Source organism: Furfurilactobacillus rossiae DSM 15814 (assembly GCF_000428925.1).
GTDB lineage: Bacteria > Bacillota > Bacilli > Lactobacillales > Lactobacillaceae > Furfurilactobacillus > Furfurilactobacillus rossiae.
Map to the genome: position 1 here is coordinate 101370 of NZ_AUAW01000001.1, position 17591 is coordinate 118960.

At 42.5% G+C, this 17591-nt stretch carries 17 protein-coding genes and 1 other annotated feature; of the genes, 14 read left to right on the forward strand and 3 right to left on the reverse strand.

What is annotated here, in order from left to right; genetic code table 11:
- The first annotated feature begins 456 nt into the window (after positions 1–456).
- The 10 genes from G400_RS0100550 to G400_RS0100595 all read left to right on the forward strand — a co-directional run bounded on the left by G400_RS0100550 (position 457) and on the right by G400_RS0100595 (position 12533).
- Complete coding sequence (locus G400_RS0100550; protein WP_049973575.1) at positions 457–1761, forward strand: NCS2 family permease; 1305 nt, start codon at positions 457–459, stop codon at positions 1759–1761.
- Positions 1762–2135: 374 nt separating this feature from the next.
- A complete protein-coding gene (thrS, locus tag G400_RS0100555) occupies positions 2136–4085 on the forward strand; it encodes a threonine--tRNA ligase (protein ID WP_017261692.1) in 1950 nt (649 codons plus the stop codon).
- 356 nt (positions 4086–4441) lie between these two features.
- Positions 4442–6091 (forward strand): ABC transporter transmembrane domain-containing protein, encoded by a 1650-nt coding sequence (locus G400_RS0100560; protein WP_017261693.1) that lies wholly within the window; start codon positions 4442–4444, stop codon positions 6089–6091.
- A 247-nt stretch (positions 6092–6338) separates the two neighbouring features.
- The gene (locus G400_RS0100565; RefSeq protein ID WP_017261694.1) at positions 6339–7619 is read left to right on the forward strand and encodes a uracil-xanthine permease family protein; all 1281 of its coding nucleotides are present in this window, start codon (positions 6339–6341) and stop codon (positions 7617–7619) included.
- A 49-nt stretch (positions 7620–7668) separates the two neighbouring features.
- Positions 7669–7792, forward strand: a sequence feature (ribosomal protein L20 leader region).
- Positions 7793–7824: 32 nt separating this feature from the next.
- On the forward strand, positions 7825–8355 hold the full coding sequence (infC, locus tag G400_RS0100570) for a translation initiation factor IF-3 (RefSeq protein WP_081495841.1): 531 nt from the start codon (positions 7825–7827) through the stop codon (positions 8353–8355).
- Between the two features lie 26 nt (positions 8356–8381).
- Positions 8382–8579 carry a 50S ribosomal protein L35 gene (gene rpmI, locus G400_RS0100575; RefSeq protein ID WP_017261696.1) on the forward strand — a complete coding sequence of 66 codons (198 nt, stop codon included), beginning with the start codon at positions 8382–8384 and terminating at the stop codon, positions 8577–8579.
- A gap of 51 nt (positions 8580–8630) precedes the next feature.
- Positions 8631–8984, forward strand: a complete 354-nt coding sequence (gene rplT / locus G400_RS0100580; protein WP_017261697.1) for a 50S ribosomal protein L20 — start codon at positions 8631–8633, stop codon at positions 8982–8984.
- 227 nt (positions 8985–9211) lie between these two features.
- Positions 9212–10360, forward strand: a complete 1149-nt coding sequence (guaB, locus tag G400_RS0100585) for an IMP dehydrogenase (protein ID WP_017261698.1) — start codon at positions 9212–9214, stop codon at positions 10358–10360.
- Between the two features lie 31 nt (positions 10361–10391).
- Complete coding sequence (gene guaA / locus G400_RS0100590) at positions 10392–11951, forward strand: glutamine-hydrolyzing GMP synthase (RefSeq protein ID WP_017261699.1); 1560 nt, start codon at positions 10392–10394, stop codon at positions 11949–11951.
- 180 nt (positions 11952–12131) lie between these two features.
- Complete coding sequence (locus tag G400_RS0100595) at positions 12132–12533, forward strand: MerR family transcriptional regulator (protein WP_017261700.1); 402 nt, start codon at positions 12132–12134, stop codon at positions 12531–12533.
- A 13-nt stretch (positions 12534–12546) separates the two neighbouring features.
- On the opposite strand, the gene G400_RS0100600 is transcribed toward G400_RS0100595, so the two are convergent.
- On the reverse strand, positions 12547–13383 hold the full coding sequence (locus G400_RS0100600) for an SDR family NAD(P)-dependent oxidoreductase (protein ID WP_017261701.1): 837 nt from the start codon (positions 13381–13383) through the stop codon (positions 12547–12549).
- 219 nt (positions 13384–13602) lie between these two features.
- On the opposite strand from G400_RS0100600, the gene G400_RS0100605 reads away from it, so the two are divergent.
- Both G400_RS0100605 and G400_RS0100610 read left to right on the forward strand, forming a co-directional pair.
- The gene (locus tag G400_RS0100605) at positions 13603–14550 is read left to right on the forward strand and encodes an alpha/beta hydrolase fold domain-containing protein (RefSeq protein WP_017261702.1); all 948 of its coding nucleotides are present in this window, start codon (positions 13603–13605) and stop codon (positions 14548–14550) included.
- Positions 14550–15137 carry a TetR/AcrR family transcriptional regulator gene (locus tag G400_RS0100610; protein ID WP_017261703.1) on the forward strand — a complete coding sequence of 196 codons (588 nt, stop codon included), beginning with the start codon at positions 14550–14552 and terminating at the stop codon, positions 15135–15137. The genes G400_RS0100605 and G400_RS0100610 overlap by 1 nt, the downstream gene beginning before the upstream one ends.
- A 135-nt stretch (positions 15138–15272) precedes the next feature.
- Here G400_RS0100610 and G400_RS0100615 read toward each other — a convergent pair whose 3' ends face one another.
- Entirely contained in the window at positions 15273–15452 is a 180-nt protein-coding gene (locus G400_RS0100615) for a hypothetical protein (protein ID WP_404825466.1), read from the reverse strand.
- Positions 15453–15705: 253 nt separating this feature from the next.
- Here G400_RS0100615 and G400_RS0100620 point away from each other — a divergent pair, with 253 nt between their 5' ends.
- Positions 15706–16182: a nucleoside 2-deoxyribosyltransferase gene (locus tag G400_RS0100620; RefSeq protein WP_017261705.1), complete on the forward strand. Its 477-nt coding sequence runs from the start codon at positions 15706–15708 to the stop codon at positions 16180–16182.
- A 223-nt stretch (positions 16183–16405) separates the two neighbouring features.
- On the opposite strand, the gene G400_RS14160 is transcribed toward G400_RS0100620, so the two are convergent.
- Positions 16406–17089 (reverse strand): YoaK family protein, encoded by a 684-nt coding sequence (locus G400_RS14160; RefSeq protein WP_017261706.1) that lies wholly within the window; start codon positions 17087–17089, stop codon positions 16406–16408.
- Positions 17090–17352: 263 nt separating this feature from the next.
- Between G400_RS14160 and G400_RS0100630 the strand changes: the two genes are divergently transcribed.
- A complete protein-coding gene (locus tag G400_RS0100630) occupies positions 17353–17574 on the forward strand; it encodes a DUF5960 family protein (RefSeq protein ID WP_017261707.1) in 222 nt (73 codons plus the stop codon).
- Positions 17575–17591: the final 17 nt, after the last annotated feature.

Genomic DNA, 17591 nt, shown 5'->3' on the forward strand with positions numbered 1-17591 from the left:
ATTTAAGAGGGTTGTGACACAAGTTCGACTTGAGAACGAGCATTAATATAAAACTGACCTATTCCTGAACTTTGGGAATGGGTCAGTTTTAGGTTAAGCGGAATTCTCAGGATTTTGGAGCGCGATATGCCTCACATTATTCGTTCTAAACAAACTTATGTCACAGCTTTTTCGTTTGCAACGGATCATAAATAACAGTTAAAAGAGGTTCACTTTAGGAATTTGGCGCAATTTCAAGACAAAATCATAAGAAAGTTCAGCTTTTAACGGAATTCGTACTACATTTTGCAGATAAAGTTCGACTTTAAATAAAATACGTTCGTGTTTTACATTTAATAATAAAAATGATACGATATTACTCGTTCTTCAATGAATCATATCCGAACAATCGCTAACGGCCGTTATGTGAATTTTAGGAATAATTATCTAAGGGAGCCTGTACTCGTGATTGAAAAAATGAATCATTATTTTATGTTGGATGAATTGCACACGACTGTTCCTCGAGAAATGCTAGCGGGATTCACAACTTTTATTTCAATGGCATACATCATGTTTGTGAACCCGAGTGTTTTAGGAGCCGCGGGTGTGGATAAAGGCGCTGTGTTTACGGCAACGGCATTGGCTAGTGCCATCGGCTGTATTCTGATGGGAGTTCTAGCACGTTATCCAATTGCGACCGCTCCCGCGCTGGGTATTAATGCATTTTTTGCTTACTCAGTTGTCATCGGAATGAAAGTTCCGTGGCAGACGGCAATGGCTGGGGTGTTTGTAGCTTCGCTGATTTTCTTGGTAATCACAATCTTTAAGCTTCGTGAAATGATTATTAATGCGATTCCATCGGATTTAAAGTATGCGATTTCGAGTGGTATTGGTTTGTTTATTGCTTTTATTGGGCTGCATGATGGTGGTTTGATTGCCGCCAACAAGTCAACTGTGGTTGGCTTAGGATCATTTTCCACAGCGACAACTTGGCTAACGATCTTTGGTCTCATCTTGACATCGATTTTAATGGTAATGCGTGTCCCTGGGGGTATTTTTATCGGGATGGCGGCCACTGCAATTGTTGGACTCATAACGAAATTGATTCCGATGCCACATCAGTTGGTTGCTGGCGCACCAAGTTTGGCACCAACATTTGGCGTTGGCATTAAGCACATTGGTGATATTAATTCCGTTCAAATGTGGGTAGTTGTGTTGACGTTCCTGTTAGTAACCTTTTTTGATACGGCGGGTACGTTGGTGGGGCTTGCCCAGCAGGCGGGCTTTATGAAAAACAACGAAATGCCACGAGTTGGTAAAGCGTTGATGTCTGATTCTACAGCGATGCTGGCAGGCTCTGTGTTAGGTACATCACCGGTTGGTGCGTACGTTGAATCATCAGCTGGGATTGCTGTTGGTGGACGAAGTGGTTTAACTGCCATCACAACTGGTATTTTGTTTGTCCTTGGAATGTTCTTTTCGCCACTTTTGACGGTCGTGACTAGTCAGGTGACAGCGCCCGCACTTATTATCGTTGGGGTACTGATGGCGCAGTCGTTGGCACGAATTAATTGGACAAAAATGGAAATTGCGATTCCATCGTTTTTAATTGTCTTGGGCATGCCGTTGACGTACAGTATTTCAGACGGATTAGCGCTGGGTGTCATCACTTATCCAATTACAATGATTGCTGCCAAACGTGGTCGTGAAGTTCATCCGTTAATGTACGTCTTGTTCTTTGTCTTCATTGGCTTCATGTGGATTTTAAACGTCAATCATTAATTTTTGTGCCCGATTTTTCCGAGTCATTTTATCGTCTAGTGATTGACAAGCAATTATTTTGTGGTTTAATAAGTTTTGTAAACCAATCAGATATGATGTCAGTTAACAAACCTCTTAGAGAGCGTCCGGTGGTGGAAGGATGCAGGTGTTAAGTGGTGTTACCCCTGATTCAAGCGTCCGGTGATCAAGCTGGACCGATTGACCGCGTTATTGGTCACTAGAGGCAGTTATTGAGCGCGATATGCTCTAACTGTGAATTTTGGGTGGAACAACGTTGATGACGTCCCTGACCGCGATTGCGGTTAGGGACGTTTTTTGTTTCATGTCATAAATAAGCAGAACTGCAAGGTGTAATTTCAAGGAGGAAAAGCAGAATGGCAGATATTAAGATTACGTTTCCAGACGGCGCTGTTAAGCCGTTTGCCAATGGCTCAACGACGGCAGATGTTGCCAAGTCAATCAGCATTAGCCTCGCTAAAAAGGCTGTAGCCGGAAAATTTAACGGTGAGTTAGTTGATTATGAAGCACCGTTAACGGAAGATGGCAAGATTGAAATTGTCACGAAAGATACACCAGAAGGGTTGACTGTCCTTCGCCACACTGCATCTCAAGTGTTAGCCAACGCGCTTCACCAACTTTATCCAGAAATGCATTTTGGTCAAGGTGAGGCCAGTGATGACGGTTTTTCGTTTGATACGGACAATGCCGATCACCAAGTTAGTTCAGATGACTTGCCAGCCATTGAAGCCAAAATGAAGGAGATTGTGAAGGCCAACTTGCCAATTTCCCGTGAAGTGTTGGCTGAGGCTGACGCGCTTAAATTGGTTGATGGGGACCCTTATCAAACACAATTGGTTAAGCAAGCAGCCGCTGCCAATGATGGTCAGGTTGCTGTTTACCGTCAAGGTGATTTCGTTGATTTAAGTGATGGTGTTCAAATGCCATCAACTGGTGACGTCAAGATCTTTAAGTTGCTGTCTGTTGCCGGCGCGTACTGGGAAGGTAAGTCATCTAACCCAATGTTGCAACGGGTTTACGGGACAGCCTTCTTCAATCAAAAAGACATGGATGCCGACGATGTTCGCCGTAAGGAAGCTCGTGAACGCGATCATCGTGTGATTGGTAACGACTTGGATTTGTTCTTTGTTGATCCTAAAGTCGGTGCCGGCCTGCCATACTGGATGCCAAATGGCGCAACGATTCGTCGTACCATTGAACGTTACATTATTGACAAGGAAATTCAGCATGGTTATGAACATGTTTACACGCCAGTTCTCATGAACTTGGATGCTTATAAGACATCTGGTCACTGGGAACACTATCGTGAGGACATGTTCCCACCAATGGACATGGGTGATGGTGAAATGTTGGAACTGCGTCCAATGAACTGCCCAAGTCATATTCAAATTTACAAACATCACATTCGTTCTTACCGTGAATTGCCATTGCGGATTGCTGAATTAGGTATGATGCACCGTTATGAAAAGTCTGGCGCGTTATCTGGTTTGCAACGTGTCCGTGAAATGACATTGAATGATGGTCACACATTCGTTGCTCCTGATCAAATTCAGGATGAATTCAAACGTATTTTGAACTTAATGGTTGAAGTATATGCAGACTTTGACATTAAGGATTACTCATTCCGTTTGAGCTACCGTGACCCTAAGAACACCGAAAAATACTTTGCCAACGACGAAATGTGGGAAAAGGCTCAGAAGATGTTGAAGGGTGCCATGGATGATCTTGGCCTTGATTACGTTGAAGCTGAAGGCGAAGCAGCCTTCTATGGTCCTAAGTTGGATGTACAAACTAAGACAGCCTTGGGCAATGAAGAGACATTGTCTACCATTCAGTTAGACTTCATGTTGCCTGATCGTTTTGATCTTCATTATGTCGGTGCTGATGGTGAAGAACATCAACCTGTTATGATTCACCGCGGATTGGTTTCAACGATGGAACGTTTCACTGCTTACTTAACAGAAATGTACAAGGGTGCTTTCCCAACATGGTTAGCGCCTCATCAGGTTTCTATCATTCCAGTTAGTGAAGAACATCAAGGCGATTACGCTGAGAAGTTACGTAAACAATTAGCAGCTGCCGGTGTGCGCGTAACAGTCGATGATCGTAATGAAAAGATGAACTTCAAGATTCGTGATGCCCAAACGCATAAGATTCCTTACACGTTAGTTGTTGGTGATAAGGAAAAGCAAGATGACACGGTTTCTGTTCGTCGTTACGGTCATGATGAGTCTACAAGTGAAGCAAGTAAGGACTTCCTGAGTGACGTTCTGAACGATATCGCTTCGTATTCTCGTGAAAATTAATTGCAGTTAAGTTTCAATAAGTGTCGCCACGTTAATCTGGCGGCGCTTATTTTTGTGATTTGAACATTTCATATTGTTTTACTTATTGATTTGTAATATTCTAATACTATTCTAATGTTTCGCTAAACGGATTGCATGCAAGACAGTCTATTTAGCGAAGATACACATGTTAAGGAAGCGAAAGCCTAAATGTAAGTTTCTCCTTTAATAAATGGACAAAATTCGACTGTGTGATGATGAATGGCCACAGAAACGAACGAATCTATAATTTAATTTTTTGACCATTTGACGCAGCTAAATTTCGCCATTTAATCTCTGAATGAATTCACAGATGATTTTTATAGGGAGAAATTGAAATGTGGCAAGTATTGGTTAAACCTCAAAAAAAGTTATTTAGTCTCTTTTTCTTAGTGACGATAATACATGCGATTGTGACAACGGCTTATACGTTAATTATTGCTTTTTTAACGGCTTATATGACGCGTAAAATCAATATGTCCTTTGGTCAGGTTGTGACGATCACTTTATTATGTACGGCGTTTATTGCATTAGTAAACGTAATTGGTGGTTATCTTAAGGGTAAGGTTACCAATGGTGCAATGTGTCATTTAAGACGGCAGATATTTGAACGATTGATGTTAACGGTGGATTTTGGTGATCGGCGCAAGGTTGGCGAAAAAGTGGCTTTACTGACGAGTAAGCTAGACGTCGTTGAGCAGAGCTACGTCAATAATTTTCTGCTTGGTTTATCGTTAGTCATGCAGTTTGTTTTAGGCATATTGCTCGGCGTGATAGTGGATGTACGGCTGACACTGATTGTTATTAGTCTTGATGTTCCAGCAATATTATTACCACTTATAACACAGCGACAATTAAAACGCGCTAAACTGCCGGTGCTAAACAACCTAGATCGTTATACCAGTGCGATTACAAACTGGTTTTCAGGTTTAACAACAATTAAGAATTTTGGCCGTGAGCACGTCTTTATTAACATGCACGCGTCCATATCAACGGATGTAAAGGTTAGCGAGAATCACGATATTTTGGTGCGTAAGGTTGTCAGCGGTATTTCACAGTTTTGTGGAGATTTAGTTTACTTTGGTACTTGGGTCGTTGGTGGTTACTTTATTTTGAACCACAGTTTAACGTTAGCTGCGTTTATGACTTTTACGCAGTTATCGGTTCAAATTTCATTTCCATTGGAAACGGCGGCAGATGTTTTTTCTGATTTTTTCGGTGGCCAACGTGCTTATCAACAACTACGTTTGGTTATTGAAGCGGTGCCCCAAAATAATGAAAGACTTGCTCAGTTGCCAGAACAGAACGATGTGTTCATCGATTATGTTCACGCGACGATTGGCGGGGCAGATAAAGATACAAGACCACTACTGAAAGACGTTAACTTACAGATTAATCAATCAGATAAAGTCATCATTATTGGTGATAGTGGATCTGGGAAGTCTACATTAATCAACGCTCTATTTGGCTACCGACCATTGTTGGCTGGTTCGATTTTTGTTGATGGTCGCTCACCAATCGTTGGCCGGTCCGCAGATATTGCTAAGATGATCGGCTATCAGAACCAGCAAACGTTCATTTTTGACGGTACAGTTAGGGATAATTTAACGATGTTTAGTGATCAATACACTGATCGAGAGCTTATCGATGCGTTAAACCGGGCTGAGCTACAAACGGTTGATGGGCACGCTCACACTAATGCTTGGTTGAGTATGATTCTTCATACTCAAGGTGGACCGCTGTCGGGCGGTGAAAGACAACGTATCGGCTTAGCTCGCAATTTATTAACGCACAAACGGTTTATGATTTTTGACGAATTGTCCAGTGGGCTAGATCATAAAACAGCTGAAACAATCGAGAAGCGTCTATTCAGGTTGAACATTGGCTTTATTTACATTACGCATAGTTATAACAGGTCATTATTGAAAGCAGCTGATAAAGTTTTCGAAGTGCACGACAAACGTGTCTCGGCGGTATCACTAGACTAATTTACTTGACCGATCGATTGAAGTTGTTTATGATTTACTCAACATGATGAACCTTTAATGTAGTCCTGTGAGGCTAACAAGGGAACGGCTGTTGTGACGTTTAGAATAGCGCGATTTGTGCAATTCTAGTACATCTTCACACGTAAACCAGACCACTTGCCTTCCGGGTGAGTGGTCTTTTTTATTTGGATGATCAAACGTCTAGGCCGGGACGGGTTCGCGTGAAGTGAGGAAGGGAGCGTTTTAAATGACGCAAAAAGAATTTCACGATGACGCTGCAGTGTTGGATATCCATGATCGGCCTAAATTCTGGCCATGGGTAGGTTTATCGATTCAACACATGTTTTCAATGTTTGGCTCAACTGTTATTGTGCCGTTACTGGTTGGTCTTAGTCCAAGCATTGCTTTATTTTCATCTGGAGTAGGTACGCTGTTACATATTATGATCACCCAGCGAAAGATTCCGGCTTACATGGGATCGAGCTTTGCGTTTATTACACCAATGCTCGCCTTAATGAAGACCACGGGGTATCCAGGCATTGGGCAAGGTGTCGTGGCGGTCGGAGCTGTGTATCTCATTGTCGCATTACTGATCGGCATGATTGGCTCTGATTGGGTTGATAAGGTACTACCGCCAATTGTTGTCGGGCCGATTGTCATGGTCATTGGCCTCTCTTTAGCCGGAAGTGCGGCGACAGATGCAATGATGAAAAACGGTCATTATAATTTGGAATACTTTGCAATTGCGATGACCACATTATTGCTGGCAATTTTCTTTAACATGTTTTTAAAGGGATCATTGGGTTTAATTCCTGTATTGTTGGCGATTGTGTGTGGTTACTTGATCAGTGTATTTGCTGGCATCGTTGATCTACATACGATTGCTGTGGCACCATGGTTTAAGTTACCCAAATTTCAGGTGCCTGGATTAACCTATCATTTTCACTTGGAATGGGGGGCGATTGTGACCATTGCACCCATTGCGTTTGTTACAATGACGGAGCATATGGGGCACATTATGGTGCTGGATAATCTTACACACCGAAATTTCTTCAAGGATCCAGGTCTAAACAGAACGCTCGCTGGGGATGGCACGGCTTCTATCGTTGCGGGACTGATTGGTGGACCGGCAGTTACCAGCTACGGTGAAAATATCGGAGTGATGGCAATTACTAAGGTACACAGTGTTTATGTGTTGATGGGTGCTGCCATGTTTGCAATTATCTTTGCCTTCATTAACAAACTGAATGTCTTGATTATGGCCATGCCGCTACCGGTAATTGGCGGCATCAGTTTCTTGTTATTTGGCACGATTGCGACCAGTGGTGTTTCTGTGATGATTGATCATCATGTAGATCTGGGCAAGAAACGGAATTTGATGATTGCATCGTCCGTGATGGTCATTGGAATTGGTAATGCGTATCTGCAACTAGGCAATTTTCAGTTCACTGGATTAGCGTTTGCGACGATTTTAGGAATTGTGTTAAACTTAGTGCTACCACAGGAAGCTGCTAGTGAAAGGGCGTAGTCGAATACGCTTGACAAAGCCAAGTAGCTCCTGTAGACTTATTAACTGTTGAGAAAAGCAGAAGCACCCGCTTCTCGCCTTGGTAATTTTGTTGCCGGGCTAAAGATGAGTTGAACCGTACTGTTTCAGTGCGGACAGCGGGTGGCGATGGCCATCCGCTATTTTTCTGTTTAAATCTCACCATTGTTGATTCGTTTAGAATTTTATGGAGGTGAATACCATAGCTCAAGATACTTTGGTAAATAACGCAATCCGTGCCCGCGAGGTTCGGTTGATTGCCGCTAATGGTGACCAGCTCGGGGTTAAGCAGACCAGAGAAGCACAACAGCTTGCGGATGATGCAAACTTAGATTTGGTTCTGGTTGCCCCTAAGGCAAAGCCACCAGTTGCCAGAATCATGGATTATGGAAAGTACCGCTTCGAGTTACAAAAGAAGCAGCGTGAAGCTCGTAAGAATCAAAAGACGGTCGAAATGAAAGAAATTCGTCTTAGTCCGACGATTGACGAGAATGACTTCAACACTAAATTGAAGAATGCGGAAAAGTTCCTGTCAAAGGGTAACAAAGTGCGTGTCTCAATTCGGTTTAGGGGTCGTGCAATCACGCATAAAGAAATCGGCCGCGACGTGTTGAACAAGATGGCAGCTGCTACTAAAGAAGTAGCTGACGTTCAACAACAAGCTAAGATGGATGGTAGAAGTATGTTCTTAGTACTGTCACCAAAACCAGAAAAATAGTTATCAATATTTAGGAGGACATTCTTATGCCAAAGCAAAAGACAAACCGTGCCGCTGCTAAGCGGTTCAAACAATCTGCAAAGGGCGGCTTTATCGGCGCCAACGCTTACACAAGTCACCGTTTCCACGGTAAGACAAAGAAGCAACGTCGCCAATTACGTGGAACTAAGATGATGGACGCAACTACGGTTAAGACATACAAGAAGTTATTGTTGACCAAGTAGTTTTTAAACAGGAATCTGACCAGACTTGGTCAATTATTGGAGGATGCAATTATGCGTGTTAAAGGTGGAAGTGTTACACGGCAACGTCGCCGTAAGATGATCAAATTAGCTAAGGGTTACCGTGGCCCAAAGCATATTCAATTTAAGGTTGCTAAGCAACAAGTTTGGAAGTCATGGCAATATGCTTACCGTGACCGTAAGAACACGAAGCGTAACTTCCGTAAACTCTGGATCGCTCGGATCAATGCCGCTGCTCGTCAAAACGACATGAGCTACAGCAAGTTGATGCATGGCTTGAAGGAAGCTAACGTTGAAATGAACCGTAAGATGTTAGCCGACTTGGCCGTTAACGACCCACGTGCGTTCACTTCTTTAACTAAAGAAGCTGCTAAAGCACTTAAGTAATCCATGATTAAGTACTCATTCTTGAAAGATGTTCAAGAGTGGGTGCTTTTTTTGTACGGAAATGACGATTAACCGCTGTCTAAAAAAGCCTTGGTTATCAGTTTGACCAACGTCTCTGGATGATTCACAGCAAAATATAATCTATCGTTCGGGTCTGGCTGTTGACGACAATGGGCTGAACCTGATAAATTAGTAACAATTTATTTTATTAGGAGGAATTGTTCACCATGACCAATTGGAACGAGAAATTTGCCAAACAGGGATTAACGTTTGATGATGTACTGCTGATTCCTGCAGCAAGTGATGTTTTACCAAATCAGGTTGAATTGCATACACAACTTGGAAAAAACTTGAAGCTGAATATCCCAATTTTAAGTGCCAGTATGGATACGGTGACCGAAGCACGCCTTGCAACAGTGATGGCACAACAGGGTGGTTTAGGGGTTATTCATAAAAACATGAGTAAGGATGACCAAGCTGCCGAAGTTAGCAAAGTTAAAGCGACAACAGTTGATACTACTGCCACACCTGAGGCCGCTGTCGATGCTCAAGGTCGTTTGCTGGTTGCAGCGGCTGTCGGTGTTACAGCAGATACGTTTGAACGCGCAGAGGCGCTGTTTAACGCTGGTGCTGACGCAATTATCATCGACACAGCACATGGTCATTCAAAAGGCGTGCTGGACAAGATTGCTCAGATTCGTGAGCAATACCCCGAACAGACATTAATTGCCGGAAACGTTGCGACGGCTGCTGGCACCCGAGCTTTGTTTGACGCTGGTGTTGACGTGGTCAAGGTTGGTATTGGACCAGGTTCGATTTGTACAACACGGGTTGTTGCTGGTGTGGGTGTTCCTCAAATTACTGCCATTTTCGATGCCGCTCAGGTTGCTGCTGAATATGGCAAACAGATTATTGCTGACGGCGGCATCAAGTACTCCGGTGACATTGTTAAGGCGCTAGCTGCCGGTGGTAACGCAGTTATGCTAGGCAGCATGTTGGCTGGTACCGATGAAGCACCTGGCGAAGTCTTCACAGCTGACGACGGCAAAAAGTATAAAACATATCGCGGCATGGGTTCCTTAGCTGCCATGGAACATGGTTCCTCTGACCGCTATTTCCAAAGTGGCGTTAAGGAAGAAAAGAAGCTTGTGCCAGAAGGTATTGAAGGCCGAACAGCCTATAAAGGTGCCGTAGCGGATGTTTTGTTCCAGATGATCGGTGGTTTGCGGTCAGGCATGGGCTACACGGGGGCGCATACTGTTGATGATTTGATTGAAAAGGCTCAGTTTGTTCAGATCACTAATGCTGGATTGATTGAATCACATCCACACGATGTTCAAATCACAAAGGTTGCACCAAACTACAAGCGTAATTAGACCAGTTAACTATTTAAAAATGGAGAAAAACATGCAAACAGTGGACCAAACTAAATTTGATCGGGTGATTGTATTAGATTTTGGTAGTCAATACAATCAACTGATTACACGACGAATTCGTGAATTCGGTGTGTATTCAGAATTAAAGCCACACACAATTTCAGCCACTGAGCTTGCGGCCATGAATCCTAAGGCTGTAATCTTTTCCGGTGGACCGAATAGTGTTTATGGTGAGGATGCGTTAACGGTTGATCCCGCAATTTATGATATGGGTTTGCCAATTCTCGGTATTTGTTACGGGATGCAGTTAATGGCGAAGAACCTTGCCGGTGGTGTGGTTGCGCCAGCTGAAGATAATGGCGACTACGGTCAGTCAGAAATGCACATTACTAACACCCATTCACCTTTATTTAAGGGAATGGCGGCAGATCAAGAAGTTTTGATGAGTCATGGTGATTACGTCAAAACTGTGCCAGATGGTTTTGAGCAAATCGGAACCGGTGCCAACTGCCCAACAGCCGCCATGCAGGATGTTAAACGGGGATTTTACGGATTGCAATTTCATCCCGAAGTCCGTTTGACAGAAAACGGGAACGATATTTTACGACATTTTGTTTTCGATGTAGCTGGTGCCAAAGCCAACTGGACCATGCGTGATTTCATTGATCTGCAAATTGCTAACATTCGCCAAACTGTTGGTGATAAAAAGGTATTGTTGGGTCTTTCAGGTGGTGTTGATTCTAGCGTTGTCGCTGTCCTTTTGCACAAGGCGATTGGGAATCAGTTAACGGCTGTCTTCGTAGATCACGGCCTATTGCGTAAGGATGAAGCACAACAAGTACTTGATAGCCTTAACGGTAAGTTTGGCATCAATATTGTTGCTGTGAATGCCAGTGACAGATTCCTGGGAGCTTTAAAAGGCGTTTCCAATCCTGAACGCAAACGTAAAATCATCGGTAAAGAATTTATTGATGTGTTTAGTGAAGAGGCCCGTAAGTTAGATGGCGTGGAGTTTTTAGCACAGGGTACGCTTTACACAGATGTCATTGAATCTGGAACCGATACTGCTCAGACAATTAAGTCGCACCATAATGTGGGCGGACTACCAGAGGACCTTCAGTTTAAATTGATTGAACCACTAAACAAGCTGTTTAAAGACGAGGTTCGTGAATTAGGTGAACAGCTTGGCATGCCACATGACCTTGTTTGGCGCCAACCGTTTCCCGGTCCAGGACTTGCTATTCGGACGCTGGGAGAAGTAACGCCCGAAAAGTTGACATTGGTGCGGGAATCCGACGCGATTTTACGTGCAGAATTTGCTAAAGCCGGGTTGGATCAAACCGTTTGGCAATACTTTACTGCACTGCCAGGCATTCACAGTGTTGGAGTCATGGGTGACGGACGTACTTATGATGAAGCGATTGTTATTCGTGCCGTGACTAGTGTTGATGGCATGACTGCTGAGTTTGCAGAAGTTCCTTGGGCCGTGTTAGGTGAGGTATCGACCAAGATCGTCAATGAAGTACCGGGAGTTAACCGCGTACTGTATGACATCACCGGTAAGCCACCTGCCACGATTGAGTACGAGTGAGACACTTTAAATATAAATGAACTATTTTAGTCGTTGCTATTACAGCAACGACTTTTTTTGTACTTTGATATTTGACTAGACAATGTCTATATAAAGCGTCATCATTAGTCACTGTATTTACTACTTATGTTGTTAGAACTATAAACATAGATATTTTGGACAGCTAAAGAGGTGAAATCCATGCTGTTAACAATGAAGGAAGTTTCTAAAAAATTAGATGTATCTGAGCATACAATTCGATACTATGACAACATTGATTTGATTCCAGGAGTTAGTCGGAATGAGCAGGGACGACGCGTATTTGACGAGGATGCTGTAGGATGGTTGCAGTTTATCATTGCTTTTCGAAGCACTGGCATGCCTATCGCGGATGTAAAGCGTTATATTGAGCTAGCCTATCAAGGGCAGCAAACGTTTGACGAACGATTGCAGATGTTAAAAACACAAATGAGTGAGTTGAATGACAAAATCAAGCATCTCAACCGACAGCGTGAAATTATCAATACTAAAATTAATAATTATTATGAAGAAGCACAAACGGATCAACCAAAAAACAAGCAGCCATACCAGAAATGGGTATGAACTGCTTGTTTTTTTAGATGGCACCGGTGGATTCGGTTAGTTTCATATTAGCGGCATCAGATTTAGCCAATGCATCTGCATTTTTTTTTGCAATTTGGGCAGCGTCTTTTCCAATCAACAGATGGACAGGTGCAATTTTCATTTGGCTTAAAGTGTCAATGGCATCGGCAACTTTGCTAGGCTCGCTAACGTAACGAGGTGCGTCACTATGCCAATCATCATGAATGTAGCTAATTGCCCGACCAACAGTTTCTTGGTAAACGTTGCTTGTTGTGGCAGACATTGAGGTGCCGCCCCATTCCGTTCGCATTCCGCCTGGTTCAACCGTGGTCACTTGAATGCCAAATGGTTTTACTTCATTTGCGACAACCTCTGTTAATCCGTTGACAGCGAACTTGGCACTTTGATAAGCACCCAGTCCTGGTCCGCCAATGCGACCACCAATTGAACTGATATTGATAATCCGACCTGACTTATGTTGGCGCATAAACGGCAAGACTGCTCGGATCGTGTAAAGCGTGCCATAGTAGTCTGTATCCATTTGTGCCTTAAAGCTCGTTAACGACATTTCTTCAACAGAATCCATGTTGGCAAACCCAGCGTTATTTACTAACACATCGAGTGAGTTGAAATGCTTGATTGCCTTAGTAACTGCTTCGTTGACGGCATTAACATCTGTGACATCTAGTGTAAGGGGATAAATTTGCTGCCCGTATTGTGCTATTAAATCATTGAATGATTCTAAATTGCGTGCTGTTGCTACGACATTGTTGCCTTGCGCCAGTTCTTTTTCAATAATTGCTCGTCCTAGGCCACGTGATGCGCCTGTAATAAACCAAGTCTCTGTCATAAATTAATGACCTCCAAAAAATTTGTTGTTAGTGAATATAGTGAGAGTGTAGCTTGTTAGAGTTACTCTAAGTCAACATTTTTTATTATAATTTTTGAAGGATACCAAAATTGCGGTATTTTTATGACTACACAAAAATTACGCTTGCTTTTAACTGATTGATCGATTAAGATATATTCAATTAATAATTAATCAATCAATTAATAAAGAGGGATCACTATGACAAAATTACAAACAGCGCAGACAGCCACGGTTTCGCCATCGGCACAAAAAATGTTAGCCGGTTTTAAGTATTTCAATTTACCGAGGTTTATTAAAATTACGCCCCGCCTCATTAACCGAATTCGTACACAGTTTCAGTCTGGTGAAGATCCTATTGAACAGAGTCTTATCAAGGATGGAAATTTAACAACAACGACACTGGCACTGAATGACGTTACTGGTATCAGGATAACCGGAGCCAGTGTTAACGAAGATGGCCCAGTTATTCTGAATATTCATGGCGGTGGTTTTATTATGGGGACGGCCCGTGAACGAACAGCTTTGTTAGCTGCAACCGAAACACCGTTTCCAGTTTATTCGGTCGATTATGACTTAGCTCCTGAGGCACAGGCTCCGCAAATCGTTAATCAAGTGCTCAGCTTTTATCGCGGTTTAATAGAGACAGTTGGAAATCGTCCGATTGTGATGATGGGTAGTTCAGCAGGTTCAGGCATCGCGGCGGCAGTGGTCGAACAGGCTCATGCGCAAGGCCTACGTTTGCCGGCAGCAATGGTACTATTTTGTCCAGCGTTGGATGTCTCTGGCAATGGAGATTCATCGATTTTTAACGAAAAACGTGATGTTGGTTCAGCCAAAATGGCGCTTCGTTTGGCAAAAGCGTATATTGGAGCTAATGATCAGAAGAGTCCAATCGTTTCTCCCATGTACGGGGAAGTTGGTGACTGGTTCCCCGCGACTTTTATGAGCACTGGCACTCGGGATATAATGCTCAGCAATGTCGCTCGTTTTAGCGAAAAGTTGCGTCACGCTGATGTCGAGGTAACTGCAGTTATCCGGGAAGGCATGTGGCATGGATTTAATTGGGAACCTAAGTTGCCAGAAGCGGTTGAGACACGTCAAGCGGCTTGGCAGTTTATCAAACAACATGTAGGGGAGACATTGTAATGCGTGGTAGGGATGAAACGAAGCGAGCACGAATTCTTCAGGCGACGAGTCAAATTATGATGAACGAGGGTATTGCTGCCGTATCGCTAAGTAAAATTGCGAAAGAAGCAGGGATTGCTTCAGGAACACTTTATACTTACTTTGAAGATAAAAACGACATGTTAAAAGCGCTCTATTTGGATCGCAAAGCGGATGTTGCTAGGGTCATTACTGCGTTTGATCCTAACGGAGATCCAACTGCTGAATTGGATAAGTTTATGGCGTTAGTGTATGACTATGCGCAACATCATCTTGAAAATATGTTGTTAATACGTGAGTTTAATCAATCACCGATTTTAAAACAATTAGGGGTTACAGCCGAAGAGTCATATTTAGGTTACGAGCCGATTCAACAATTAACCCAAAATGGTGTTGAAAACGGAGTCTTTGTGCCGGTGACCTTTGAAGTCTTGATGTCATATGCTTATACGCCAGTCATTGAATACGTGGTTGCACTTAACAATGGTCTAATTAATGAGCAGGATGTTCCATTTGATCGGATCAAAATGTTATCTCGTCGAGCAATTCTGATTAACCCGCAGCCCTAACTTAGAATATTGAACAAGTTATCTTATCTGTTTTTTTATGTAACATAAAGAACCCGCTAATTACTGTTAATCTAGTAATTAGCGGGTCTATTTTTTGCTTATAAGGCCAATTCGAATTCTAAATTGACGTGTAACCTAATTGTCGTTGTTGCCACCAAACAAGCCGCCAAGCTTATCCATGATGCCGGAAGCGCCACCGCCAAGTAAGTCTTTAGCTTGGTCATAGTAGTCGCCAAGGTCGTCCTTGTGATCTTCGATAAATGATTTTGCGTCGTCGATATTGCCGCCGCTTACAAGATCTTTAGCCTTGTCCATAATTTCATCTTTATCCATGAAAATCCCTCCACACAATTAGTCAGCTTTTAATGTCGTCAGGGTTGGACAGTTAACTATTTACGTTGTTAACAACTAAAGTATAGCATTGTCGAGGCAGAGGTAAAGTCATGTTGCTGAAAAAATGAAGCCGTTTTCAATTCAGCAATAAAAATGATTCATATTTCATCGTCCATTTTCAAATAGAATCCGGTATAATAACGTAATATTGCCATTTATGAAAGGAAGATTTTTCATGTATAAAAACCGTGTTTACCTTGCTAGTCCGTTTTTCACTGATGAACAACGTGACCGTATTAATACTGTGGTGACATCATTACGTCAAAACAAAACAATTGATGCAGATGGCATTTTTATTCCCCAAGAACACCAAGAGGAAAGTCTAGAATTTGGCTCGTTTGAATGGCAAGATTCTGTCTTTGCGAGCGATATGCGTCAGGTCAAACGTGCCGATGTCGTAGTTGCGATTCTAGATTATAAATATGAGGAACAAAATCTTGAACCTGATGCTGGTACCATTTTTGAAATTGGTGCTGCCTGGGCATGGCACATTCCAGTAATCATGGTTCAATTTCACCCAGAAAATGAGCTTAACCTGATGCTTGTGCGTTCATTGACGGCAATGTATACGGGTGACAAGATTAAACAGGGACTTGCCACATATGACTTTAATAATCTGCCAACAAAATATACAGATATGAAAATTTTTTAAAGAAAGCAAAACTTAACACGATTGGGCTTTCTCAGGTGTCATAAAAATGATGTTCATGGATGATTTCTCCCATGAACATCATTTTTATGTTAGACAAGCAAAACGCAGTGTATGTCTCGCGTTTGCGGCAATTTTTAATCCGCGCGAACTTTGACAGTTGAAGAAAAATGGCTTGTTGCTGTTGCGCTAAGATTCAAGCTGAGGTGGTTTGTTCCAATCTCGTTTATGCAGTCCCACCGCGTTGATCCCAAATCATTAAAATGAGTACGAAAATTAGAATCAAGACGCTGCCTAACAATGCCTGCGGTCCGATAGCATTTGTCAGTTTAGTGGAAATGAAAGCGCCAATGCCAAAACTAGTGGCCACCCAAAAACTATCTCTTAGTAAAATCCAGTTAGTGGTTAGTTTGCCGCGTCGGAAGAGCAAATTTAACGATGCTGCACCGACAGTTCGTAAGTTGCCAGTGGTCATGGTTGTATTGTATGGATGATTATTCATGACTCGAAATGTATGAACTTGGAAAGCAGCAAATAAGGATAGGCCACTAGTAATAAATGAACCGGGGATATAGCCAATAAACAGATCGATTATTAAAATACCAACTAATTCGGCAATGATACTAAGCTCCTGCCAAATTACGGCTCCGGGACGGTGAAAAAATTGTTCCACCAAGTTAGCTAGCCCGGCGCCCAGTGTGAAGCAGAAGATTGGAATAATGTATGTGATTGCTTTAGCAAAATGACCGTTGGCTAAATTTAATCCCAGTAAGATAACATTCCCCGATTGAAGACTGGCGAACACTTCGTTGTGAAGGATATAGGTGTAAGCGTCCAGGTAGCCACCGACACCTGCCAATAAGGTGCCAATTAGGAGGGTTTCATAAATCGGCTGACGTACGTTTTTCATGTTTGCGCCTCTGTATCTTTTTCTAAGTTTAATAGGCATATTATAGCCAAAATTTGAATTTATTGCTGGTAAAAATACTTGTTTTAAAACAAGAGTCAGTTAATGAATAGGGTGAAGAGGATTACTTTGCGAACTAAACATATTACCCTGAAGTTTGGTTTGACAATAAAATTACAAAGTGAGTGATTTAATCAAAATTTTAATGGACATTGACGTGTGAAATCTGTATCCTATTGCCAATGACTAAAAAGGAGCGATTGCACGTGATTACAAATGCAGAAACTTTTTTAACTGAGTTGAAGAACATTTTACGCGGAACCTACACGGATGATCAATATTTGATTGAAGCTGTGGTGAATAGATTGCAAATGTCTACTACGACGCATTATGAAGTGTCGAAATGGCGCGCTAACGATCATCGTGATCATGAGTTCACGTTTAAGCAAAATGAAGATCAAACATATACGTACCTTACAACACGTTAATCATGTTAAAAAATCAT